Origin of the sequence: Exiguobacterium profundum, from assembly GCF_001909285.1 — a bacterium.
Classification (GTDB): Bacteria; Bacillota; Bacilli; order Exiguobacteriales; family Exiguobacteriaceae; genus Exiguobacterium; species Exiguobacterium profundum.
On the sequence record NZ_MRSV01000001.1, the window covers coordinates 2,385,152 to 2,409,865 of the forward strand.

The window sequence follows — 24,714 nt, forward strand, 5'->3', positions numbered from 1 at the left end:
ACTCATCACCTCATCTCTTCTGTCGGGACGGCGTTCGGATTGATGATCCCTTGCCGAACAAGTTGTTCGATGGCAGCATCCATCGACTGCATCCCGTGCTGGCGACTCGTCTGGATGACGGTCGGCAACTGGAACTCTTTTTCATTTCGAATCAAGTTGGCAACAGCCGGATTCCCTAACATGATTTCCATGGCGGCGACGCGTCCTTTCGGCACATCAATCCTTGGAAATAACCGTTGACTCACGACACCGAGTAAGACGTTCGCGAGTTGTGTCCGGATTTGGTCCTGTTGCTCAGCTGGGAACGCGTCGATGATTCGACTCACCGTCGACATCGCACTCGATGTATGGAGCGTTGCCATGACGAGGTGCCCCGTCTCTGCAGCGGTCATCGCCGTCGAGATGGTCTCCAAGTCACGCATCTCCCCGAGCAGAATGACGTCAGGGTCTTGCCGTAAGGCGGCCCTTAGACCACTCACAAATTTCATGACGTCAGAGCCGATTTCCCGTTGGTCGACAATACTTTGGTCGTGGGAATGTAAATACTCGATCGGATCTTCTAGTGTGATGATTCGTTTTCGCTGCGTCCGATTGATTTCATGAATCATCGCCGCGAGCGTCGTCGATTTCCCTGAACCCGTCGGACCCGTGACCAAGATGAGACCATGTGGTTTCTCAATCAGACGCTTCAGTACCGTCGGCAGATTGAGTTCGTTCAAGGTCGGGATTTCCCCGGAAATGGACCGGAACGCGATGGCAATCGTGCCTCGTTGATAATAGGCGTTGACCCGGAAACGGGAGACACGTGGGACGCCGAACGAGAAATCAAGATCTCGTTCATGCTCGAGACGTTCGCGCATATCGTCGGTCATGATTTCTTTTAAATATCCTTCGAGATGGTGCGGCAACACCTTCTCCTCGCCCATCGTAATAAGACTCCCGTCTACTCGAATGATCGGAGGAGAACCGGCTGTCAGATGAATATCCGAGGCACGTTTCTCGACCGCATTCGTCAAGATGGTTTCGATCGATTGATTAATCATAAGCATTCTCCGTAATGACCGTTCGTAATATTTCCTCGGTCGTCGTCAAACCGGCGGCGACTTTTTCTAATCCGTCCTCAAGCAGGAATGTCGCTCCTTGTGACTTGGCATAGTCGACCATCTCAGACTCGGTCGCCTGGTTCATGATCATCCGGCGCAAGCCTTCATCAATCGGGATGACTTCGTGAATGGCGAGGCGCCCACGGTACCCTGTGAAGTTGCATGACGAGCATCCTTTTCCTCGAACGATGTGGTCGATGTGTACACCCTCTGCGTCGAACAGGCTACGTTCACTCTTCGATACCGGTTCGACTTGACCGCAGTCACGACAGACGCGTCGAACGAGTCGTTGTGCCACGAGTCCCGTCGTCGAAGCGGCGACGAGGAACGGCTCAACCCCCATATCGATGAGACGGGTGATGGAGCTGATTGCTGAATTCGTATGTAGCGTTGACAACACAAGGTGACCGGTGAGCGAGGCACGAATGGCAATCTCAGCTGTCTCCGTGTCTCGAATCTCTCCGACCATGACGATGTTCGGGTCTTGACGTAAAATCGAACGAAGCCCTGACGCGAACGTCAAGCCGACTTTCGAGTTGACTTGAACCTGGTTGATGCCGTCAAGTTGATACTCGACCGGGTCTTCTACCGTAATGATGTTTTTCGTCTCATCATTCAGTTCTTTTAACGAAGCATACAATGTCGAGGATTTCCCTGAACCGGTCGGACCGGTGATCAAGATAATTCCATTCGGACGTTTCAGCATGTCACGGTACGCCTGTTCGTTTCGTTCGCCAAATCCGAGTTTCGTCAAATCGGTCAGTCCTTGAGATGAGTCGAGGACCCGAATAACGATTTTCTCTCCATACATCGTCGGGAGCGTCGAGACGCGGAAATCATAGGCGCGATTGCGTAGCGTGTACTTGATCCGTCCATCTTGTGGCAGACGACTTTCTGTGATGTCGAGGTTACTCATGACTTTGAGACGCGTCAGCATGACGCTCTGAATCTTTTTCGGATAGACCGTCTCGGTACGCAAGTCCCCATCAATTCGAAAACGGACGTGGAGTTGCTTCTCATGTGGATCGAAATGGATGTCCGATGCACGTTGGTCGATTGCGCTTAAGAACAATTGGTTCACGAGGCGGATAATCGGTGCATCGTCTCGACTAATTGTTTCTTGTCGTTCGATTTCGGGAGCATCCTCTTTCAAAATTTCGACGAGGGAGTGGTCCATCTCGTAGTAACGACTGATTGTCTTTCGAATCTGCTCTCTCGTGGCGATTCCGATCTCGATGTTCATCCCGGTCTGAAGACGGACGTCATCAATGGCAATGAGATCGAGTGGGTCGGCCGTCGCGACATGAAGCGTATTCCCGTTCAATTCAAATGGCATGATATCGTGCTTTTGTGCCAACGCTTTCGGTACGAGCTTCGTGACCGTCACATTGATGTCGTAGGAGTACAACTCAATGATCGGCACATGCAGCTGTTCGTGAATCATTTGAATCAACTGTGTCTCGGTAATATGGTTTAGTCGAATTAAAGCATCCCCTAGTTTTTCTCCGGGACGCTTCTGTTCAAGCGCCTCATCGAGCTGACTCGTCGTAATGAGCGCAGCCTCGATGAGCATCTCACCTAATCTTCGTTTCGTTCGTCTCACGTTACTTCACCATCCTTTGAGGAGCCTCCTCCTGCTCGGTCTTGTCGTTCCGTTCTTCGACAAAGACGCTTGCAGCCACCCCTCCAATCAATGCAACGATAAGAATCACCCATGCCCACCATGTTTGAACGAGTGATTCTTCTACCATCAAATAGACGCCACCAGACAGAAGGGCAGTCCACAGGCTGATGACAAGCTTCGTTTCACGTTTTCTCGTCATCGGAACGGATAAAGCGAACAGTGTCAATGTGGCGAGTACCCAAAAGCCGAGTAAAATCAAATAGCCGATCATCCCACTGCCTCCTCTTCTGCAGGTTCTTCTAATACGGGCGGTTCTGCCTCAAATGGGTCGTCGTTCGAATCATTCGGGAACGGGTCTTCTTCCTCGTCCTCATCCGGGAATGTCGGGATGACCGGTTCGACCGGATCCGGTGGCGGAAGCGGAACGGAACTCTTCGTCACGATTTCCGGTGTCGGTGCATAAAAATCAAACCCGAGTAATTCCAACGTCTCCCCTTCTTCAGTCACAGTGACCCGGTAGAGCTTACCTGACTGTCCATCTTGACCTGACTGGGTGACCGATGAACTGCCTGACGGGAGCGAAGATGAGAAGCGCACGACTTTTTGATGCGGTACCGTCTTCACTTCTTCAACTCTCGCTTCGAAAGCGGCGTCAAAAGGTTGACCGAGCAATTGAACCGTCACAGAACCCCCTTCATTCAAGACGAGGATGGCATATGATGTGTCTTCTCGGTTTTGAACAGCAAAGTTCGAGCGCTCATCTACTTTCGTGTCATAGCCTAGCTCCACCCCGGAAGGAAGTGTTTCGTGAGGCACACGTTCGAGAATGGCGAACGGTGTCGCCGCAAATAAGCGATAGAATGAAGACCCTAGTGTCGTGAGCGCTTCGTAATCTTCTCCGAACGATTTGAGACTAAAGATGTCTCCCGCTGCCATCTCGAATCCGTTCATTCGATCAAGGGCTGACTGCATAGCCGGTGTCGGGCTCACAGTGAACGAGGCGACGACTTCATTTTCTGCCGCGACTTGCTCTAATGTCACAGATGACTCCAACATCGATGCGGCATCCATCAACGCTGGGGCAATCATCGTCAGCGTGACGGGTTGACCTTCGAGATAAGGCTCGACTTTCGTTTCATCTACGGATGTCAACAGCGGATAGGCACCTGTATCTTTAATGGAGTCTAACGTATTCGATACATCGAACGTCACGACTTCTTTTCCAATCTCCATGACCGTCCCATCCATCAAATTGATTGAAAAGGGTGTCGTATTAAAATCTTTAATCGCATTATCGAGACGAACGTCCGCTTCTTCTTTCGTCATCCCTGATACGTCGACACCTGCGACCATCGTATCTTTTTTATATGTAGCACTCGACTCAGCAGACGCATCTAAGTAATTGACGAGTCCAATCGTCGGTAATGTCACGAGTACGACGAGTCCAATCAAAATGATAAGATGCATCCCATACCGCTTCATGTAAAATCCCCCCGTGTCTAATCCGACTTCTATTCTATATATCCGTTCAGCGTATAACTTTAGTATAATATGTATTGTACAAAAAATAACATTTAATTCAGTATTGCATACGTTATTTTCCGATTGTTTTACTTTTTTTGAATAGGAGGTCAATGTCTTGTCGCATTCCGAAAAAGGTTTCACGCTCGTCGAAGTGCTCGTCTCCATCGTTGTTCTTTCAATTGTCTCATTTTCTTTACTTTCGATTTTCAGCCAAAGTTTGAAGACGACACACGACAGCCTCAATCAAACGATTGCGAACCAAGTCGCGCAAAACACGTTACATACTTTAAATCGAAGGGCCGCGTCCGTTGATGAACCGCTCGAACTGCGTCAATTGTTGAATCGGGACGGGATCAGCTCGACGTGCGACTTCTGCGAAGATACCCGAATCCATGGGGATACGTATATCGCAACCATTCAATCGCTGTCCACTTCACCCGGACATACAATTGAAGTTGAAATTTCGGTGACGACCGACCGTTTGCAAACGCCCGTCACCTTGAAAGGAGTCATTTCGAATGCGACATTGCGCGAACCGTTCCCTGAAACGGCTGTCCCGACAACTGACTGAGATGGAGAAACGTGAAGACGGCTTCACGCTCGTCGAGTTGCTCGTCACAGTCGTCGTCGCTTCGATTTTAAGTGGCGTCATCATTACGGCCTTTATCACTGGAACGCTCGGTTTTCAAATGACGAACGAGACGAGTGACCTTCGAAGCGAGGCCGACTATTTGATTGCCTCCGTGCTCTCTGACGTGAACCGGACCGAATTCGACGCCGTGACGGAAGTGGACGGCTCGTTTCAATTTTATCGATTGTCCGCTCCAGACATATCGGAAGCCGGAATGATTTACCGGGAGGCGGGATACGTCCCGACCGACTTGGTTCTCTCAGAGGATTCGTTTACGCCTTCTAATCCACAAATCACAGTCGAACGGATGACCATCCATTTAAAAGATCCCGTGTTCGATCCGAGACGCCCGACTTACATGACCGGTGGACTCATCGAAATCGAGTTGGATTTGACTCAATCAAACGATTCCGATTCTGTTACGACATTTGAAAGCTCCATCCCATTCTAAGAAAGGAGGCATCCTGATGCGAAAACGTGAAGACGGATATGTTCTCGTGCTTGTTCTCGTGACGATGGCGGCTCTCGCCGTCCTCTCGCTCGCCGCCATGCAAGTCAACTTGGCGTCGAATAAATTGACGGTCATCCGTACGGAAGATACTCAACTGAATGAAGATGCGAAAAGCGCACTTCGCCTCATCACCGATGAGGTTCGGACCCAGTTCCCGCTTCACGGAGAAGCGGAAGTCCCGACTCATATGGAATCGGAAGCGGCATTCCAAAGCAAGGTTCAGTCGCTCATCGTCAGTGACGAACCGTTCACGGCATTGACTACGGATAGTGAGGTCCGCTATTCCATCGAGCTGAAGAAAGATGCTACAGATACCGCCATTCAGACGGCGCCGTTCACGACGATTCTCCAAGTGAACGTCACGGCATCGCGACAAGTGAATCCGGAACAACCGATGCTTACCGTTGAATACACGCAAGACTTATACTTGACGGCTCTCCCGTCCTTTTTATACTACGTCCTCGGGTCCGACCAACAGTTGGACGTGAACGGCATGCCGACTATTCAAGGAAATATCTATTCAGGTGGTCCTCTCGCTTTCATGCGTCAAGCGAACTTCCAATTAAATGGTGTGGCGAAGCAGATTGAAAATGTCGATTCCAGTCGTCTTCACCTGAATGGCCGAATCGATTTAGTCGAATTGAGCGATTGCTTGAGTTGCCAGCAAGAGAACTACTTCACGGTAGGTCCGGAACAAGCTGGCGAGAAGGCGGACGCCGGGGTGTCCCCGAGTCGCTTTTCTCCATTCCAATACGACTACTCAATCATCGAATTTTTAAATCGACGACTCGACACACCGCTCGCATACACAAATGACGTCGATTCAAAAATCTTTGAAGAAAGCCTGATTCGCTCGACCAATCAAGTGTTCGAACTCGAGCGCGTGCTTTCGGAAGATGGGACATCGATTATCGAACGCCCAACTTCGTACTTACGGGCGGATGCCTACAACGCACTCACCGACCCGACCATCGTGACATTACCGGATGCCATTTCGGATCGCGCCATGTATGTCACGGAATCCATCACCGAGTCGAATGCCCCGCTTCTTTTCGACGGGGACGTCGTCATTGAATCACTCGAGAAGCTGACGATTGCACGGCCACTGATCGTACGTGGTGACTTGACAATTAAAGGGAACGTCTCCTTCAGTTCGACAGTCTACACGCTCGGTGATACGTTCATCGACCGAGCCAATATTCTTCCGATTGATGCAGACAAAGGGAACTCACTCATCCTGTTATCCAAAGGAAAGATTCTGTTGAACCGAATCAACGAGTTTGATGACACTCCGACGACGCTACAGGCGTTCATGTATAGTGACTCGAACGAACCGACCTATGTGTATGCGGTCGGATCTATTCTCGAAGTCAACGGAGGTCTGTACAGTAAAGGACCACTCGAAGTGAACGTCTTTAGAGGGGAATTTACTGGGGGCAACGGCTTAAGCCCAGCTGAGAACTTCGACCGTCAAGTTCCAGCTCACGAGGCCGAAAAGTCTCGATTAAAACTGACGTATAACGATTCCGTGTTCAATCAACTTGAAACATTACCGGTCACGAATCAACTTCAATTCTTCGTCAGTCATCCGGTTCAATTGAAATGAATTCAAAAAATCGGCTTCCTCTCTGATTGAGAAGAAACCGATTTTTTAGTTCCCCATCTTTAAAATGAGATCCGAGTTGTAGTCTTTGGCCGTCTGTTCCATCTCTTTTGTCCATTGCGCGCCGTTTTCAAGAAGCAGTTGCGTCAACTCGACCTGATTGTGACGGACCGGCTGCAATAACACCGATTCGTTATCTCGAATCATATAGCCTTGTCCGAGGAGTTCTTTGACCGCATCAAGGTTCAACGAGTCGACCGCGATGCCGAGAAGTCGATCGTCTTCAACAAAACGCATCGCCAACTTCCATTGATCCGGACTGCCGTTCGCACTGAACAATGGTGTGATAACGGGAATCCCTTCCACTTCCTCGAACGGGTCAATCCCTTGCTCGAAGTATGCTTCAATCACGTCTAGAGGTGCGAGCGTCACTGCTGTGGCGAATTGCTCGGCTGTCGGCACAACTTTTTGGTCCTCTAAAACAAGTCGGACGGCCTCCCATTCTTCCCTTGCCTGTAAATCTGTCAATTCTTCTTCTGTCACCGAAGAGCGTTGACTCACTTCTTTTACTAAATCGTCACCGGATAACTGCGAGAGCTCGGGTTGGGATTGACTCCAGTACAGGAGCCCTCCCAATCCGATGACGAGAATCAATCCGGTGATGCCAATCATTATTCGCTTGCGATTCATCATTCGCCAACTTTCTGCCATTCACTTAATAACGGTCATCATCCTGTCCCGAGGCATTCGTTTGGATGATGCGTACATAAAACGTATCCTTCACGGCTTCAAACGGTTTTCCAGCCGGAAGCGTCGTGTAGACTTCCACTTTCGCCACACCAGGTTTCACTGGAATCAACTCTTTTCCTGATCCACTCACTTGAACATATTCTTCGCCGGATACAATCTTCATGCGATAGTCACGCCAAGTCGAAGTCGTAGGCCAGTACTCAAGGAGAGGTAGTCGTGGTGCCGTCCCTTCACCAATATTGATTGTCATGTCTTTTGACATCAATTGGTTCGGGTATTCGTTGACACGGACAACCGACGTGTTCGAACGAATGTTTTGTAACGCATTGTCATCGAATGTCGTCTGAATTGGAATGTCAGTCACGACACCATTATTTCCGTAACCATGGTTGGCACGTAATTCATATCCTGTCGCACTTTGTGTCACCGTCAAAGCAGATGGGATGGACCCGATTCGTTCAAACGGAATGGATACGGTTGGTGTTGAGGTCACTTGAATCGAGGCGACTTCGTTCACGCGTTTTTCTTCATCCAAACTATCCCATACCCAAAGGTCGAGTTGGCTCGGCGTTTGGCTCAAGGATGGTGCCTTGACTTGGATGGTAAAGACGGTGCTCGGAGTAGCGATATTCAAGCCACCGAAGAGGTCACCGACATCCACAGTCGCCTTAAACTGAGTCGTACCCGGTTTCAGTCCAATGATGTTCAAGTTGTTGCCAACTTGTTCAAACTTCACACTATCCCCAGATTCGACGACATAGCGAACCGACTTGTATTGAGCCGTTTCGGGCATGATTTTTGGTGTGACCGTAGTCGTTTGACCGACATACAACTCTTTCGACTGAATAGTAAGTTGCTCAGGCGGACTGATTACATTGACTTTCGACTCCGCTACGACAAGGGGTCTCTTATCGCCCGGATCGATTGTCAATCGCAACTTCGCAGTTCCTGTTTTCAAACCGGTCACAATCGCATTGTTCCCTTGCGTGACGAGTCTCGCGACACCGCTCGCATCGACGATTTCCCACTTCAAGCTACTCCATTTCGGGTTCGTAAAGGTGTTTCCTTTCGCATCCGTGATGGTCGGACTCACAATTTGCTGTGCCCCAATTTGTAAGGTGACGTCAGGAATCTTCGCTTCATACGCATACGGCGCCCCGATATTGATCAGCAAGTCTGGGAACGATGATTGAACCTCTAATTCCTTATCCCAGTCGTTGAGTTTATCTAAAATGTGATCTTGCTTCTTCGAATACTCAATTAACGTCGTTAATTGGTTATCCGCTTTTTTCAACTGGATGAGTGAGGCAGAAGGCTCGATGGCTCGGACGACTACTTCAAACTTCACGGTCCGGTCTCCACTATCGTTCGGGAGGAAAATGTTCGTGTTCCCATTTCGTTCATAGTACAAGTCCGGCTTCAACTGTAACTTGATTTCATTCGGCTTCGTGACAGGATATTCATTTCCGTTCGTGTCACGAATCGCCACGACTTCGAGTTGACTTGGCAGTTTTTCTGAGAAAGAGGTTGAATCCACTCGTAAAAACTTATCGCCCAACTGATTCGGCAATCGATCGAAACGTTCAGGATATTGAACTTGATAGTGAATCGTTCCCGTTTCGTACAAGTTGATTGTCGACGGGTCAATCGAACGGGACACTTGAATCAAGTCGGAAACATTCTCCGCACGTTTGACGTTGATGGTGAACGTATCGATCACCTTCGCATTCCGTTGATCGGACGTCTCGATTTTCACTTCAATCGGCCAATCTGCGACAACATCCGCTGCCGGAATCGTAAACTCTTTAACTTCGTAGTTGCGTAAGTTATCGAATGCGACCTGTTTCCCGTTATACGTGATTGTTGAATTGAGGAACAAGTCTTGGAAGTCATAATCGCTCGGCCGCCACATCAATTTGACATCTTGTCCCGCAGTCACTTCGACAGACCCGGCTTTTAAATCAGCAGAAGTATAGGACTGGTTTGAATCACTGACGGACTCAATCACGTTGTAAGGTTTATGATTTGCTCCGATAAAGGCGCGATACATCGTATTGATGAAGATTTTCTTCTCATCTTCTACCGAAAACTTGTTTGTGTGCCCAGCACCGGAGTAGGTGAAATTGTTTTTTGTATACGTATAGTAATGATTGTTTGCATCTCCATATACACGATTTCCACCTGTTGAATACAGGTTGTACCAAGGCGTCACATCCGGATCATTCAAATCGAGTGTGAAATATTGGTTATGGGTATTTGAGATATTTTTAATCGAATCGTCGAGGCGATACGGATAAGAAGTGAAAATCCCATCCTGTACCTTGACTGCCTTATTGGTTGTTTCAGGAGCACCAAATCCCATGTTCGTGTACATTTTTTGCCCTGAGATATTCAGTGAAGGATTGGCATTCACAAATTGACGTTCCCACTCGGACGTAGGCGATGACGAACTATTCGTACGGAAAATCGTATCGTGCGTCAACATGACGCCTTGTCCTGTTTCACTGAAACGTTTGACTTTCGCAGTGGCCGCAGCATTCATGCTTCCATAAACGTTGTACGAATCTTGGAAACCAAAGATCAGCATATCGTAGTCGTTATTGAGTAATGCCTGATCATAAGTACCACCCTCAAACTGACTCGTTGTACCGTCCGTTAAATTGAATTCATAATTCCCAGACGGGTCTACTAACATATTAGATAAATAGCTTGAAATTCTTCCGTTCGTGCCGGTTCCTGCAGTGAGCTGTAAGATGTTCGCTTTCACTTTTTCATCGAGGTAAAGAATACTCCCCTTACGATAATCCGCTCGACCTGTCAACGAATCCTTGACGACGAGCATCCAGTTCTTCGGTCCGCTAAACGTCGGACGCGATAATGTGAAATTGAGCGTTCCCGATTCTTTTGCCTGTTGCTCAATGACTTTTTCATCCGCATCAAATCGATCGTTATGGTCGTAATCGATATACAATTCTACGAATGCCGAAGGAGTTGGTGGTTGCGATAAAGTATAGGCAAAGTTGATTGGATGACGGACACCATCTTTTACTTGAATCGTCTGATTGCTAATCGACTGATTGTTGTACTTCACTTCAGTTGATTGAAATCTCGGACGGGAAATGGTGAGTTGATTCAACTGCTGCGCCATCTCACGATCGACATTCTGTTGATCATTTCGATTAAAGACTTTCACGTTCGCATAATCACGTTGATAGGCTGCCAAGCGTTTTAACTGTGTATCGCCGTTCGTAGCATCCTCATGCATCAGAAGCGGCAAGCCGACACGGACAACTGTATTGAATAGTTCCGTAGCTTTCAATTCTGTCAAATCGTTCAATTGATTTGTCGTGTCATGATTTTTCGAGTTGACGACAAGCGTCCCATTTTTATATTTCTCAGTTAAAGGACTGCTCCCAATCATGACCGCATCGAATGCACCTGTCATCGGAAAACGGGATGCGTTAAATTGTTTAATTGTCATGAATTGCACATTCACTTTTGCAGTATTTACATTCAGTGAAGCACGATACGAATTCACCGCATTATTGTATTCAGTCACTGAAAGTACTTTCGAAGCAGTAAAAGCATCACGAAGAACCAACACGTTTAAAATCGGTTGATTGGTCTCCGCAACTACTCTCTGTGGAATAATGGATATGATTAATACGAGAACCGCTATGTATTGCATGAGTTTACGCAATGAATAGTCCTCCCTATTTTTAGTCTTCACTACTAATTATCCCACCCACTTGAAAAAATATACATCTATTTCTTTGACATCAGGTAAATGTTTTAGCTTAGGAAACGTCTCACTTCACTGATGAAATAAAGAGACCCGGTCACAATCAACGTCTCGCTTGTCGGCGACTCGACCCACTTCCGTAGCCATGCTTTCCATTCGACAAAGCGCGCTCCATCTTTCTCTAGTTGTGCTTTCGTTCTAGCACGCGGAAACTCAAATGTCGTTTCGTAAACGTCTCCAATTTCTTGAAGCGCATGAATCATCTTGTCACGGTCTTTATCTTCTAAAATCGCCGTCAACACTGTCACGTCTGTCTCATATTTGGCTTGTAAAACCAAGGCCTCGATGCCTTCCGGATTATGTGCCCCGTCTAAAATGATACGCGGTCGTTTGCAGACGAGCTCATACCGCCCCGGATGTTGTGCTCGCTCGAGCCCTTTTTGGATGGCGTCATCGCGCCAACCGAGGTGACGCGCCACCGCCACGGCACACGCCCCGTTATACGCTTGATGATGTCCTGTCAATCCGAGCACGACAGATGGCATATTCTCATACGTCACAACTGTGTCTGCCCCGTCCACAATTTTCTTCACGAGTGGACGAACATCATGAATGGAAGAACCTACATCGTCCCCTTTTTGATGCAACAACTCAATCAATGATTTCTTCTCGATACTATGGAACATCGGCACGCTGCGTTTCATGATGCCGTATTTCTCTTGTGCAATCTCTTCAAGCGTATCGCCGAGAATGCCTTGATGGTCATGTCCAATTGACGTGACAATGGTCGCAAGTGGATGCGTCAACACATTGGTCGAATCAAGTCGTCCCCCGAGACCGACTTCCCAAATGATCAAGTCGGGACGTGTGTCATCAAAATAGCACCATGCCATCATCGTCAATAGCTCAAACTCCGTCAGCGTCTCTGGCGTCTCGTCCGCACAGGATTTGACACGGTTCGCCACGTCGACGAGCGCGTCTTCAGGAATCGGTTCCCCGTTCAACATGATCCGCTCCTCGAACTGAATGATATAAGGGGAGGTGAATGTGCCGACGGATAAGCCGTTCTCCATCGCCATCGCCCGTAAAAACGCGACGGTCGACCCTTTTCCGTTCGTCCCGGCCACATGGATGGATCGGCGTTCTTCTAACCCTAATTGCTCAATCATCCAGCTCATCCGCTCAAGACCCGGTTTGATCCCGAAGCGAAGCTGTCCACTCAACCAATCGAATACATCTTGTCTCGTCTTCATCTTCCACACTCCTACTGTTTACACTTCTGTTTCATCTTATCAAAATTCACGACAGCCGTTATGGAAAACAGTCTGTGCTATACTCGAAGCGAAGAAGGAGGCATGCGCCATGACAACTGACTGGAACTTCGAGGCGACGTACCTCGAACTACGTGACATCTTTTACGACCGCGGACCCATCCATCCGGTCGACAATCCGACACTCGTCTTGTTTAACGATGCATTAGCCGCTTCGCTCGGCCTTGATGCGCAAAGTCTCAAACAAGATATCGATTTACTTGCCGGCAATCGTCAAACAGAGACGTCTTTCTCACAAGCATACGCTGGACACCAATTCGGCAACTTGACGATGCTCGGGGACGGACGCGCCCTCATGCTCGGGGAACATGTGACTCCGAACGGGAAGCGTGTCGATGTGCAACTGAAGGGATCCGGACCGACGGAGTATTCTAGAGGGGGCGACGGACGAGCCGCACTCGGGCCAATGGTACGCGAGTTCATCATCAGCGAGGCGATGCACGCCCTCGGCATTCCGACGAACCGGGCGCTCGCCGTCGTTCAGACAGGGGAAGCCATCATGCGTCAAGGTCCGAAGCATGGAGCGATCCTGACTCGGGTCGCCTCAAGTCATCTTCGTGTCGGAACATTCCAATTCGCAGCAGGCGCCGGCTCCATCGATGACGTCATCGCTCTTACTGAAGTAGCAATCAAACGACACGACCCAGACTTGATCGATGCACCGAATCGCTATGAACAGTTCCTCGGACGCGTCGTCGAAAGACAGGCGAGACTGATTGCCAACTGGCAACTCGTCGGGTTCATTCATGGGGTGATGAATACGGACAATATGTTCATCAGCGGTGAAGGTCTCGATTACGGACCATGCGCGTTCATGGACACGTATCATCCGGAGACGGTCTTCAGCTCGATCGACCGAGATGGACGTTACGCCTATGCGAATCAACCATATATCGGGTCTTGGAACCTCGCCCGACTGGCGGAGACGTTGCTGCCGCTCCTTGGCGAAACGAAAGAAGAAGCGGTTGATGTCGCGAACAAGCAACTCACCCGTTATACCGAGTTGTATAAAGAAGCGTACTTTACCGGACTCGCACATAAGATTGGCCTATTCGTCCGAAAAGATGGTGACGATGAGCTAACGGATGAACTGCTTCGCTTGATGATGGAGACGGAGGCAGATTATACGAATACGTTCCGTTCGCTGACGCTTGGTGAGAGTGAATCTCTCCCATTCTCAACCCGGGAAGATGGGAAGGCGTGGATTGACGCTTGGCAGAAACGTTTGAGTGAGCAAGGTCTCCCGGACGAGGACGTCAGTCGAATCATGCGCCAATATAACCCGGCCGTCATTCCCCGAAATCATCATGTTGAAAAAGCGATCCAAGCAGCAGAACGAGGCGACTTCGGTCCGACCGAGTCACTACTCACCATTTTGCGTGACCCATATAACTACGACAAACCGGCTGAATATATATCGGCAGGTCCACCACGAACGTATCCGTATCAAACGTTTTGTGGTACGTGATGAAACAATCCCTCGAACACTTCAATCTGTTCGAGGGATTGTTTTACATTACATTTTAATTCAAAGACCAAAATGAATCATATCTTTCCCTTCATCTCGCGCCTTGATAATTTTTATAATCAGCTGCCCCAATTCCGAAGTTGCCTGATTGTTCATTCTATTCAACACAACTTCAAAAAGGAATGATAAAGATGCATGCGGAATCAATGTAATGCCGCACTCATCCAATCCATGGCCAGGACAATGATATGAGTGAAAGAATGTGCGCATGTCACTTAACTGTTCAATCCATTGCTCCACTTCTTCCCCATCCACCACAACACATCCGTATCTTTCCGGCATATACTGCACATGAAGCTCTTCCCCATGAATGGAATCGATTATTCCAAATTCGTGATAATAAGACACAATACTCCCCCCATATCTTTATATACCAAAATGAACTACATCCTTTCCTTCGCGTTGAGCTGAGAGAATGAGGGTTGCCAAGTCATTCAACTCCTCGGCATGAATGAAAGATTGTGATTCTATGACAATCTCATAAAGATGTGGCAAAGATTCGTTTGGGATAATGGTTATGCCGTGATAACACAATCCAAACCGAAAGCGATTGTATGAATGATAGTAGGTACGTACAATCGAACACGCCTCCATCAATTCCTGGATCAATTCGTCATGAACCTTCGTATATGTAGGATGATTTGATACGTAGACTGGTAAATCTAACTCTCGATGCCATGTATCGAATTCATGGATTGGCAAAATATATGACGTCCTTCCATCGTTTTTTCTGCTCCAATTTGAATTTGAAAAATGCTTTCTTTATTTCCTACTAAATGGACTTATAATAGCCTGTCCCTGTTCCATCAAAGCCCATCTTTTTGTAGAATACGTGTGAACCCGTTCGTCGATTTCCTGTATTGACCGCTATTTTCATTATGCCATGTTGATGTGCCCAATCTTGAACATGATTCACTAAAGAAGCCCCGACCCCATTTTTTTGATGAGATGCCTTCACTACAAGAGCAATGATTCGAATGTAGGATGCATCTACTTCATAAGACACTCCTCTAAAAAAACCAATCATCCCTACAATTTCTTGATTTTCCACCGCTACAAATGTGTGATAATTCGAATCTTGTTGAATATTCATCAAACGGATTGCCATCTGCTTTTCTGTAGTCGGGTATCCCAACTCTCCCATTAATTCTGACAGTGCAGCTACATCATTCATTTCAGCAGTACGAATTCGTAGAATCATTTCCTTTCGATTGAGCAACAGGCCCCCTCCTTTTCATCGGTTCTATAAGTGTGCGTGTTCATCTTTACTCCGGATCATGAAACGGAAACGATACGGACGAAGGTTCCGGTAGCGAGTCAGTGAGTACCAATAACTCTTCTTCTGAGATATTTCCTGTCACGATAATCAGTCTTCCTTGTGATAAATAGTATAAACCGTTCCCATATGATTGTTCCAAAACATACGGTTCTGGCTGTTCCGACATCTCCCCTTCTACTTCAGTGAAAGAATCCGTCACAATGATACTGATGAGGCGTGTCTCGTCATATAACGTCCAAAGCTTCACCGACCAATCGCTACCTGAATAATCCGTACTGATGGCCTCCATCTCTTTATTAGGAAGATCTAATCCGTGAACGAACGCTGATGATGTTTCTGGAATCCCGAAACGTTGCATTCCACGCTGCGCCCACTCATTTCTCACATCGTAAATGAATACGCCAAACGGGTTCTCACGGTCAGGGACGGTCATCGCAACTAAACCAATTCCTCCGACCATCGTCTCCGTTAAAATGTGATCTTTCGATAAATGTCTCGTCGACCCATCTTCATATTGAAGGGTCGTTTGTGCCACAACGGCATCTGAAATCTGTTTCGTTCCTGCTGGCACTTCAACAATCGTCGTCCCCGTCACTTCTACGTCTGGAAATTGGGATTCATCAATCACTCTCTCCTTCTCGATCTCTTCCACATCCATCACATCCACTGTTTCGATAGATTTCGTCTCTTTTGGTGTCATACACCCCGCTAGTCCCAACACAAGAACACATATTACCCCGATTCGCTTCATCTCATATCCCCTTTTCTACGCCCATCTCTCCAAATTCTACCAAAACACAAAAAAACCTTCTTCAGAGAATCAATCTCCAAAGAAGGTGTGAGTCTTACTTACGCAACTCTTCCAAACGGGCGCGGACCGCGTCACGCTTGTCGAGGTAGTCTTTTTCTTTTGCTTTCTCTTCGTCGATGACGTGAGCCGGCGCCTTGGCGATGAAGCCTTGGTTTCCGAGTTTCTTCTGCACGCGCTCGACTTCTTTCTCATACTTCGCCACTTCTTTTTCAAGACGAGCGATTTCTTCTTCGAAGTTGATGAGGTCTGCGAGCGGGATGAAGAGCTCCGCTCCCGTCATGATCGCGGACATCGACTTGTCCGGAGCCGTGAGACCACGTCCGATCTCAAGCTCTGTCGCATTCGTGAACTTGCCGATCGTCATTTCGTTCGCGCTCAAGTAACCTTGTGTCGCATCATCACTCGTCGAGATGAAGAGCTGGATCGGTTTCGACATCGGTGCGTTCACTTCGGCACGGATGTTACGAACCGAGCGGATGACGTTCATCACAGCTTCAAACGTTGGAACCGAGTCTGCGAAATGAAGATCGTCACGACGCGTCGGGTAGCTTGCACGAACGATTGAATCGCCTTCGTGCGGCAAGTGTTGCCAAATTTCTTCTGTGAGGAACGGCATGAACGGGTGCATGAGACGCATGATCGAATCGAGCGTATGCGCGAGGACCGAACGTGTCGTGTGCTTCGCCGCTTCATCCTCACCATAGAGCGTGAGTTTCGCCATCTCGATGTACCAGTTACAGAACTCTTCCCAGATGAAGTTGTACAAGTAACGACCAGCTTCACCGAACTCGTACTTGTCGACGAGGCGTGTCACTTGGTCAATCGTGTCGTTCAAGCGTGTCAAGATCCACTTATCGGCAAGCGTCTTCTCGCCCGTGAGGTCGATGTCTTCGACTTTGAGCCCATCCATGTTCATGAGCGCGAAACGACTTGCGTTCCAAATCTTGTTCGCAAAGTTCCATGTCGACTCGATCTTCTCCCAATAGAAACGAAGGTCGTTCCCTGGTGTCGAACCTGTGAGGAGGAACCAACGGAGTGAATCCGCTCCGTATTGGTCGATAACTTCCATCGGGTCAACGCCGTTACCGAGAGATTTCGACATCTTGCGTCCTTCCGAGTCACGGATGAGACCGTGGATGAGGACATCGTTGAACGGTTGCTTCCCTGTGAACTCGAGTGATTGGAAGATCATACGCGATACCCAGAAGAAGATGATGTCGTATCCCGTGACGAGCGCGCTCGTCGGGAAGTAACGGTTGAAGTCCGGTGCGTCCGTATCCGGCCAGCCCATCGTTGAGAACGGCCAGAGTGCTGACGAGAACCATGTGTCAAGAACGTCTTCGTCTTGTGTCCAGTTCTCACTGTCCGCTGGCGCCTCTTTCCCTACATATACTTCACCTGTCTCGTTATGGTACCAAGCCGGGATGCGGTGGCCCCACCAAAGTTGGCGGCTGATACACCAGTCGCGGATGTTCTCCATCCAACGGAGGTATGTGCCTTCGAAGCGCTCTGGGACGAAGTTGACTTTCGTATCGTCGTTCCCTTGTGCTTCAAGTGCTGCTTTCGAGAGTGGCTCCATATCAACAAACCATTGTTTCGAAAGATATGGTTCGATGACCGCGCCAGAACGTTCCGAATGACCTACCGAGTGCGTGTGCGGCTCAATCTTCACGAGTGTGCCGTCCGCCTCAAGGTCTTTGACGAGTTGCTTGCGGCATTCGAAGCGGTCGAGCCCTTCGTACTTACCAGCATTCTCGTTCATCTTCCCGCCTTCATCCATGACGAGGATGCGTGGAAGCTCGTGGCGGTTTCCGATTTCAAAGTCGTTCGGGTCGTGTGCTGGCGTGATCTTCACGCAACCTGTACCGAACTCCATGTCGACATAGTCGTCGGCAACGATCGGGATTTCACGGTTCATGACTGGAAGCATGATCGTCTTGCCGATGAGGTGTGTGTAACGCTCATCTTTCGGGTTGACGGCAACCGCCGTATCACCGAGCATCGTCTCGGGACGTGTCGTCGCGATCTCGATGTGACCCGAACCGTCAGCGAGTGGGTATTTCATGTGATAGAATGCACCCTCGACTTCTTGGTAAATGACCTCGATATCTGAAACGGCCGTCTTTTGAGCCGGGTCCCAGTTGACGATGTATTCGCCACGGTAAATCAAGCCTTTTTCATAAAGACGGACGAATACTTCTTGAACGGCTTTTGAGAGCCCTTCGTCGAGTGTGAAGCGCTCACGCGAGTAGTCGAGACCGAGACCAAGTTTTGACCATTGGTCGCGAATCGTCTTCGCGTACTCGTCTTTCCATTCCCACGTCTTCTCGAGGAACTTTTCACGTCCGAGGTCGTAACGCATGACGCCTTCTTCACGGAGCTTTTGCTCGACTTTCGCTTGTGTCGCAATCCCGGCGTGGTCCATCCCTGGGAGCCAGAGCACGTCATAGCCTTGCATACGCTTGAGGCGTGTCAATAAATCTTGGAGCGTCGTATCCCAGGCGTGACCGAGGTGAAGTTTCCCGGTAACGTTCGGTGGTGGGATGACAATCGTGTACGGTTGTTTCGAATCGTCCTCGTCTGCTTTAAATACATCGTTCTCTAACCAGTAGTCGTACCATTTTGACTCCGTCGCACTTGGGTCGTACTTCGTCGGCATGGTGATTTCATTTGTCTCATGGGCCATGTGTAGCGCCTCCTCTATGTTATTGGTGAACACAAAAACGGCTTCTCTCGTCCTATACGCTAAGGACGAAAGAAGCCGTGATCTTCCGCGGTACCACCTTAGTTCGCCAAAAAGTGGCGCACTCAAAATCGAATAACGGTCGATGGACCGAACTTTCCTACTCCATTCAGAAAGTCAGCTCCGAGGCGACTTCCGCGTCCATCCCTCGCAACCTTTCACCAAGCGGTCGCGTCTCTAAAAGGAATGGAGGATGCGTACTACTCCTCATCAATGCTTTTCATCGTATCTGTTAAATAATTGTAGCGACAGAAACGTCAGCAGTCAAGATTAGAGTGAAAACTCTTCTTGAAGCTCCTTGAACGTCGCCTCGACCGCTGCGATCGTCTTCTCGATATCCTCGTCCGTATGAGCCGTCGATAGGAACAATCCTTCGAACTGTGACGGTGGCAAGAAGACGCCGCGCGCCGCCATCTTCTGATAGTACGAACGGAACATCTCGAGGTTTGCCGACTTCGCTTTCTCGAAGTTCGTCACTTTCTCGTTCGTGAAGAAGAAACCGAACATCGAGCCAGCACGGTTCGTGTCGTGTGGGATGTTGTATTTCTCACCAGCCTGCGTGAAGCCTTCGGCGAGACGGTCTGCTTTACGCTCGAACTCGGCGTAGTGCTCAGGTTTGAGTTGCGAGAGTGTCGTGTAACCAGCAATCATCGCGAGAGGGTTACCCGAGAGCGTACCTGCTTGATAGATTGGACCTTGTGGTGCAATCTGTTCCATGATCTCGCGTTTCCCACCGTATGCACCGACCGGAAGTCCGCCGCCGATGACTTTTCCGAGACATGTGAGGTCCGGTGTGACACCGAAGTACCCTTGTGCACAGTTGTACCCGACACGGAAGCCCGTCATGACCTCATCAAAGATGAGGAGCGCGCCGTTTTGTTCCGTGATCTCACGAAGTCCTTCGAGGAACCCTGGTTGTGGTGGCACGAAACCCATGTTTCCTGCTGCTGGTTCGACGATGACGCCAGCGAGATCATCACCGTATTTTTCAAAGGCGACGCGGACTGCGTCCAAGTCATTGTAAGGAACCGTGAGCGTATGGCTCGCGAGCTCTTTCGGTACACCTGGTGAGTCTGGAAGACCGAGCGTCGCGACGCCAGACCCGGCTTTGATGAGAAGCGAGTCACCGTGTCCGTGGTAACATCCTTCGAATTTCAAAATCTTTGTCTTTCCGGTATAGCCGCGTGCGAGGCGAAGTGCCGCCATCGTCGCTTCCGTTCCCGAGTTGACCATGCGGACCATCTCGATCGATGGGACACGGTCGATGACGAGTTCTGCCATCTTCGTCTCAAGCTCGGTCGGCGTCCCGAACGTCCAGCCTTTTTCAGCTTGTTCTTGGATCGCTTTCGTGACGACCGGATCACGGTGACCGAGGATGAGTGGTCCCCATGAGAGGACGTAATCGATATATTCGTTGCCATCGATGTCATAGACGCGTGAGCCTTCACCACGTTCGGCGAAAATTGGCGTCATCCCGACCGATTTATAGGCACGGACCGGGCTGTTGACACCGCCTGGCATGAGTGGACGAGCTTGTTCGAACGCTTCCTGTGAGCGCGTTTGGTTGTATGTCATGCGTAGTCTCCTTCCAAATAGCGACAGACGTCTTTTGCGAAATACGTGACGATGAGATCGGCACCGGCACGTTTGAATCCGACCATCGTCTCCATGACGATGCGTTCTTCATCGACCCAGTCGTTGAGTGACGCGGCTTTGATCATCGCATACTCACCGCTCACGTTATACGCCACGATTGGCATATCGAGTGAGTCGCGCATGTCACGGATAATGTCCATGAACGCGAGAGCCGGTTTGACGATCATGAAGTCGGCACCTTGTTCGACGTCCGATTGTGACTCACGGAACGCCTCACGACGGTTCGCCGGGTCCATCTGATACCCTTTACGGTCGCCTTCACCAGGAGCCGATTGGGCTGCGTCACGGAACGGTCCGTAATACGCAGACGCATATTTGACGCCGTAGCTCATGATTGGAATGTGACTGAATCCGTTTTGGTCGAGACCTTCACGGATAGCTGCGACGAATCCATCCATCATCGAGCTCGGTGCGATGACATCGGCACCCGCTTGTGCTTGCGTAATGGCTGTCTGGACGTGAAGTGGAAGTGATGCGTCGTTATCGACGTCCCCATCCTTCACGAGACCACAGTGACCTGTCGACGTGTACTCACAAAGGCACGTATCGGCGATGACCGTGAGCTGTGGCGCCCACTCCTTCACTTTACGAATCGCTTCCTGGACGATGCCGTGGTCATGATACGCTTCGCTGCCTTCCGGGTCTTTATGTTCCGGCACACCGAACAAAAGCACAGATTGAAGACCGAGGTCGACGATTTCTTTAATCTCTTCTTCGAGTCGGTCAAGTGAATAATTGAAGACGCCAGGCATCGAGCTGACTTCACGTTTAATGTTAGTCCCTTCAATGATGAAGAGCGGGTAAATCAAATCTTCTTTTCGAACATGATTTTCACGTACGAGGGCACGCATCGACTTCGATGAGCGAAGACGACGGTGACGGTCAAACTGGTTCATGAAAAATCCTCCCCTACACACTGTATTAATGCATCCATAGTATAACATTCTGGCACTCGTACCGGTAATGTCGACACTTGTCGGACGGCGCGTTCGGTCACTTCGCCAATGGCGTACCACGTCCCGTTGAAGTGGGACAAGTGTGGTGTGAGCGCATCGACGGCCGACGGACTCAAGACGAGTAACGCCTTCACCGTCTCGAGTTGTTGTTGTTGGGCCGAGGTCAATCGGATTGGAATCGTCTCATACACGACCCAGTCATACACGCAAGGCAGCATCGACATATGCGACATGTTCGCCAAATTGCCACGTGCAAACAAGACGACATCATCGGTCGAAACAACGTCAGATAACTGCTCAAAAAGCGCCTCACCCGTATACGTCTCCGGCATGAGTGAGACGGTAAAGCCCTCCGCTTCAAGCGCCCGCTTCGTCTTCTCTCCGACAGCGGCGACCTTGACGTCACGCGTCAGATTCCGAAGGGCTTGCACCGCGTTTTGACTCGTGACGACGAGCCAATCGAATCGTTCCACGGGTGGCGGTGTATACGTCTCTCTCGTTTGAATGAGCGGGACATGATGAACGGAAAGACCGCTCGCCTCGAGCCGTGCCCGTTGCGAAGCGGTCATTCGTTTCGTTCCCGTGTACCAAACGTCACTCATTGACCGAGGCGAGGATTTCACGCCCGCCACGACCGAGCAATTCTTCTGCGACGTCCATTCCGAGTGCGATTCCGTCCGTTGACGTTTTCGTCACGCGAAGCACTTCTTTCCCGTCCACTGACGCGATGAGACCTGTCAGTGTCACGTCGTCACCGTCGACCGTCGCATAACCGCCGACCGGTACGTGACAACTTCCTTCGATCGCTTTTAAGAAGGTGCGCTCTGCTGTAGCCGCTTTCGCCGTCACATCATCATGCAACAATTGAAGCACTGCTGTCACTTCTGCATCGTCCTTGCGGCTCTCGATGGCGAGTACGCCCTGGCCGACAGCCGGTACCATGACGTCCGGGTCGAGCGCTTCAAAATCGACACGATCCGTCCATCCCATCCGCTCGAGTCCTGCTTTCGCGAGCAAGATGGCATTGTAGTTCTCGGAGTCTAACTTCTTCAGACGCGTGTCGATGTTTCCACGAATCCATTGAATCTCAAGGTCAGGACGGGCTGCCAAGATTTGAGCACCACGACGGAGTGAGCTCGTTCCGACAATCGAACCTTTTGGAAGCGTCTCGAACGTGTAGCCGTTCTCACAGATGAGGACGTCACGCGCATCGACACGTTTCGGCATGCAGCTAATATAGAGTTCTTCTGGTAGTTCGGCCGGAACGTCTTTCATGCTGTGTACGGCGAAATCGATGTCCCCATCGAGCATCTGTTGTTGAATCTCTTTGACGAACAACCCTTTCCCACCGACTTTCGACAATTGCACGTCGACGATTTGGTCACCTTTCGTCACGATTTCTTTAATCTCGAACTCGTTCTTTGCTCCAGCTTGCTTCAACTGCTCGATGACCCATTTTGTTTGAGTCATGGCGAGTTGGGAACGGCGTGAGCCGACAATGATTTTCCGCATGTTCAATCTCTCCTTCATAGAAAAAGGCGACACGCGTCGCCTTTTTGTCTTGTTAGCGCATCAATGCGCGAAGTGGTGCTTTGGCAGAAGTGGCATCTGTTTCTTCCACTTCGTCTACAGGTTGTTCCGGCAACTCGACATCAAGTCCGAACGTCTCGATGAATTGAGCGATTCGAACGTTCGCATCCGGTTGAGCCGCTGCATCTTTAATGTAGTCAATCGGGTCACGAAGCATTTGATTGATGATCGACTTCATGTGCTTCCCGATGACTTTCTTGTCTCGTGCTGACAAATGGTCGAGCTTACGCTCAAGACTCGTCATCGTATCTTCTTGAATATCAAGGGCACGAGCACGCAACTCGTTCATGATTGGCACGACACCAAGCGTGATGAGCCATGTTTGGAACTCTTGAATCGCTTCATCGATTTTCATTTCAATCTTTTCAGCCTCGACGAGACGCGCTTCAAGATTTTTGTTTACGATTCCGTTCAAATCATCGACATCGAACAAATGCACACCCGGAAGTGTCGCGACCGCTGGATCGATATCTCGCGGCACAGCGATGTCAATGAGAAGAAGCGGACGTTCGCGGCGCAACAACTGTGCAGCCGCTACATCGTCGTATCCAATGACGGCATCCTTCGCCCCGGTCGAACTAATCAAAATATCTGCATCAAGTAATCCACATGCGATTTCACGAATCGAATGGGCACGGCCTTTGAACTTATCCGCTACAGCTTTTGCTTTGCTCTCCGTCCGGTTGAAGACAGCGATTTGTTTCGCACCTGCTTCAAATAAGTTGAGTGTCGTCAATTCACCCGTCTCACCGGCTCCGACGACGACGACTTGTTTGTCTTCAAGCTGTTGATACATCTCTTGTGCGAGCGTCACGGCAGCCGAACTGACCGATACAGACATTTCCCCAATTTGCGTGTCCGTATGGGCGCGCTTGGCGAGTGTGACCGCTTCTTTGAATAATTTGTTGAAGACCGTTCCTGTCGTTCCATGCTCCTGGGCACGGAAGAAACTCGTCTTCACTTGACCTAAAATTTGTGTTTCCCCGATGATCATCGAGTCGAGGCCCGAAGTGACACGGAACAAGTGGCGAATCGCCTCTTCCCCTTCTCGAATCGACAAGTATGGTGTGAACTGCTCCATCTCTAGGTTGAACCAGTTCGCCAAGAAACGTTTCGTGTAATAACGTCCAGTATGGAGTTGATCTGTCACGACGTACAGCTCCGTCCGGTTACACGTAGACAAAATAACCGACTCGAAAATGCTCTTCTCTTCGCGAAGTGCAATCATCGCATCCACGATTTCTTGCTCCCCAAACGAGAACTGCTCCCGAATCGCGACAGGGGCTGTCTTGTTATTTAGTCCAACTACGACAATATGCATGTATCTCTTCC

20 protein-coding genes and 1 other annotated feature are annotated in these 24,714 nt (G+C 49.6%); of the genes, 4 read left to right on the top strand and 16 right to left on the bottom strand.

All coding sequences use genetic code 11. The features are described from left to right. Window positions 1-5 precede the first annotated feature (5 nt). Genes BBB58_RS12340 through BBB58_RS12355 form a run of 4 tightly spaced genes read right to left on the bottom strand, consistent with a single transcriptional unit; the run spans window position 6 to window position 4,209 of the window. Window positions 6-1,043, bottom strand: coding sequence for a type IV pilus twitching motility protein PilT (locus BBB58_RS12340; RefSeq protein WP_031421415.1), 1,038 nt, complete (start codon window positions 1,041-1,043; stop codon window positions 6-8). After that, a complete protein-coding gene (locus BBB58_RS12345; protein ID WP_143180251.1) occupies window positions 1,036-2,706 on the bottom strand; it encodes a GspE/PulE family protein in 1,671 nt (556 codons plus the stop codon). Before BBB58_RS12345 ends, BBB58_RS12340 begins: the two co-directional genes overlap by 8 nt. Before the next feature lies 1 nt (window position 2,707). Then, window positions 2,708-2,998: a hypothetical protein gene (locus tag BBB58_RS12350; protein WP_047795511.1), complete on the bottom strand. Its 291-nt coding sequence runs from the start codon at window positions 2,996-2,998 to the stop codon at window positions 2,708-2,710. Then, window positions 2,995-4,209, bottom strand: coding sequence for a G5 domain-containing protein (locus tag BBB58_RS12355; RefSeq protein WP_047795512.1), 1,215 nt, complete (start codon window positions 4,207-4,209; stop codon window positions 2,995-2,997). Before BBB58_RS12355 ends, BBB58_RS12350 begins: the two co-directional genes overlap by 4 nt. A gap of 157 nt (window positions 4,210-4,366) precedes the next feature. Here BBB58_RS12355 and BBB58_RS12360 point away from each other — a divergent pair, with 157 nt between their 5' ends. The 3 genes from BBB58_RS12360 to BBB58_RS12370 are packed head-to-tail and all read left to right on the top strand — an operon-like array spanning window position 4,367 to window position 6,999. Further along, window positions 4,367-4,822: a type IV pilus modification PilV family protein gene (locus BBB58_RS12360; RefSeq protein WP_047795513.1), complete on the top strand. Its 456-nt coding sequence runs from the start codon at window positions 4,367-4,369 to the stop codon at window positions 4,820-4,822. Continuing rightward, entirely contained in the window at window positions 4,770-5,333 is a 564-nt protein-coding gene (locus BBB58_RS12365; RefSeq protein ID WP_244150746.1) for a prepilin-type N-terminal cleavage/methylation domain-containing protein, read from the top strand. Before BBB58_RS12360 ends, BBB58_RS12365 begins: the two co-directional genes overlap by 53 nt. A 16-nt stretch (window positions 5,334-5,349) precedes the next feature. Then, the gene (locus BBB58_RS12370; RefSeq protein WP_074037511.1) at window positions 5,350-6,999 is read left to right on the top strand and encodes a hypothetical protein; all 1,650 of its coding nucleotides are present in this window, start codon (window positions 5,350-5,352) and stop codon (window positions 6,997-6,999) included. 45 nt (window positions 7,000-7,044) lie between these two features. On the opposite strand, the gene BBB58_RS12375 is transcribed toward BBB58_RS12370, so the two are convergent. From BBB58_RS12375 to BBB58_RS12385, 3 genes are all read right to left on the bottom strand, one after another. Continuing rightward, a complete protein-coding gene (locus tag BBB58_RS12375) occupies window positions 7,045-7,689 on the bottom strand; it encodes a hypothetical protein (protein ID WP_074037513.1) in 645 nt (214 codons plus the stop codon). A 22-nt stretch (window positions 7,690-7,711) separates the two neighbouring features. Continuing rightward, on the bottom strand, window positions 7,712-11,446 hold the full coding sequence (locus BBB58_RS12380) for a DUF5057 domain-containing protein (RefSeq protein WP_084543100.1): 3,735 nt from the start codon (window positions 11,444-11,446) through the stop codon (window positions 7,712-7,714). Window positions 11,447-11,538: 92 nt separating this feature from the next. Next, window positions 11,539-12,741 (bottom strand): bifunctional folylpolyglutamate synthase/dihydrofolate synthase, encoded by a 1,203-nt coding sequence (locus BBB58_RS12385; protein WP_074037515.1) that lies wholly within the window; start codon window positions 12,739-12,741, stop codon window positions 11,539-11,541. Window positions 12,742-12,850: 109 nt separating this feature from the next. On the opposite strand from BBB58_RS12385, the gene BBB58_RS12390 reads away from it, so the two are divergent. Continuing rightward, window positions 12,851-14,287, top strand: a complete 1,437-nt coding sequence (locus BBB58_RS12390; protein ID WP_074037516.1) for a protein adenylyltransferase SelO — start codon at window positions 12,851-12,853, stop codon at window positions 14,285-14,287. Window positions 14,288-14,347: 60 nt separating this feature from the next. Here BBB58_RS12390 and BBB58_RS12395 read toward each other — a convergent pair whose 3' ends face one another. The 9 genes from BBB58_RS12395 to hemA form a co-directional block, all read right to left on the bottom strand. Then, the gene (locus BBB58_RS12395; RefSeq protein WP_074037518.1) at window positions 14,348-14,695 is read right to left on the bottom strand and encodes a hypothetical protein; all 348 of its coding nucleotides are present in this window, start codon (window positions 14,693-14,695) and stop codon (window positions 14,348-14,350) included. A 424-nt stretch (window positions 14,696-15,119) separates the two neighbouring features. Next, window positions 15,120-15,566: a GNAT family N-acetyltransferase gene (locus BBB58_RS12405; protein WP_084543101.1), complete on the bottom strand. Its 447-nt coding sequence runs from the start codon at window positions 15,564-15,566 to the stop codon at window positions 15,120-15,122. A 46-nt stretch (window positions 15,567-15,612) separates the two neighbouring features. After that, window positions 15,613-16,377, bottom strand: a complete 765-nt coding sequence (locus BBB58_RS12410; protein WP_074037520.1) for a hypothetical protein — start codon at window positions 16,375-16,377, stop codon at window positions 15,613-15,615. Between the two features lie 94 nt (window positions 16,378-16,471). Beyond that, a complete protein-coding gene (locus tag BBB58_RS12415) occupies window positions 16,472-19,123 on the bottom strand; it encodes a valine--tRNA ligase (RefSeq protein WP_074037522.1) in 2,652 nt (883 codons plus the stop codon). A 58-nt stretch (window positions 19,124-19,181) separates the two neighbouring features. Next, window positions 19,182-19,403 (bottom strand) — a binding site (T-box leader). A gap of 47 nt (window positions 19,404-19,450) precedes the next feature. Next, complete coding sequence (hemL, locus tag BBB58_RS12420) at window positions 19,451-20,755, bottom strand: glutamate-1-semialdehyde 2,1-aminomutase (RefSeq protein ID WP_031421390.1); 1,305 nt, start codon at window positions 20,753-20,755, stop codon at window positions 19,451-19,453. Further along, on the bottom strand, window positions 20,752-21,732 hold the full coding sequence (gene hemB / locus BBB58_RS12425) for a porphobilinogen synthase (RefSeq protein ID WP_074037524.1): 981 nt from the start codon (window positions 21,730-21,732) through the stop codon (window positions 20,752-20,754). The genes hemL and hemB overlap by 4 nt, the downstream gene beginning before the upstream one ends. Continuing rightward, window positions 21,729-22,361 carry a uroporphyrinogen-III synthase gene (locus BBB58_RS12430; RefSeq protein WP_074037526.1) on the bottom strand — a complete coding sequence of 211 codons (633 nt, stop codon included), beginning with the start codon at window positions 22,359-22,361 and terminating at the stop codon, window positions 21,729-21,731. The genes hemB and BBB58_RS12430 overlap by 4 nt, the downstream gene beginning before the upstream one ends. A gap of 25 nt (window positions 22,362-22,386) precedes the next feature. Continuing rightward, on the bottom strand, window positions 22,387-23,304 hold the full coding sequence (gene hemC, locus BBB58_RS12435) for a hydroxymethylbilane synthase (RefSeq protein ID WP_074037527.1): 918 nt from the start codon (window positions 23,302-23,304) through the stop codon (window positions 22,387-22,389). Window positions 23,305-23,356: 52 nt separating this feature from the next. Further along, complete coding sequence (hemA, locus tag BBB58_RS12440) at window positions 23,357-24,703, bottom strand: glutamyl-tRNA reductase (RefSeq protein ID WP_074037529.1); 1,347 nt, start codon at window positions 24,701-24,703, stop codon at window positions 23,357-23,359. Window positions 24,704-24,714: the final 11 nt, after the last annotated feature.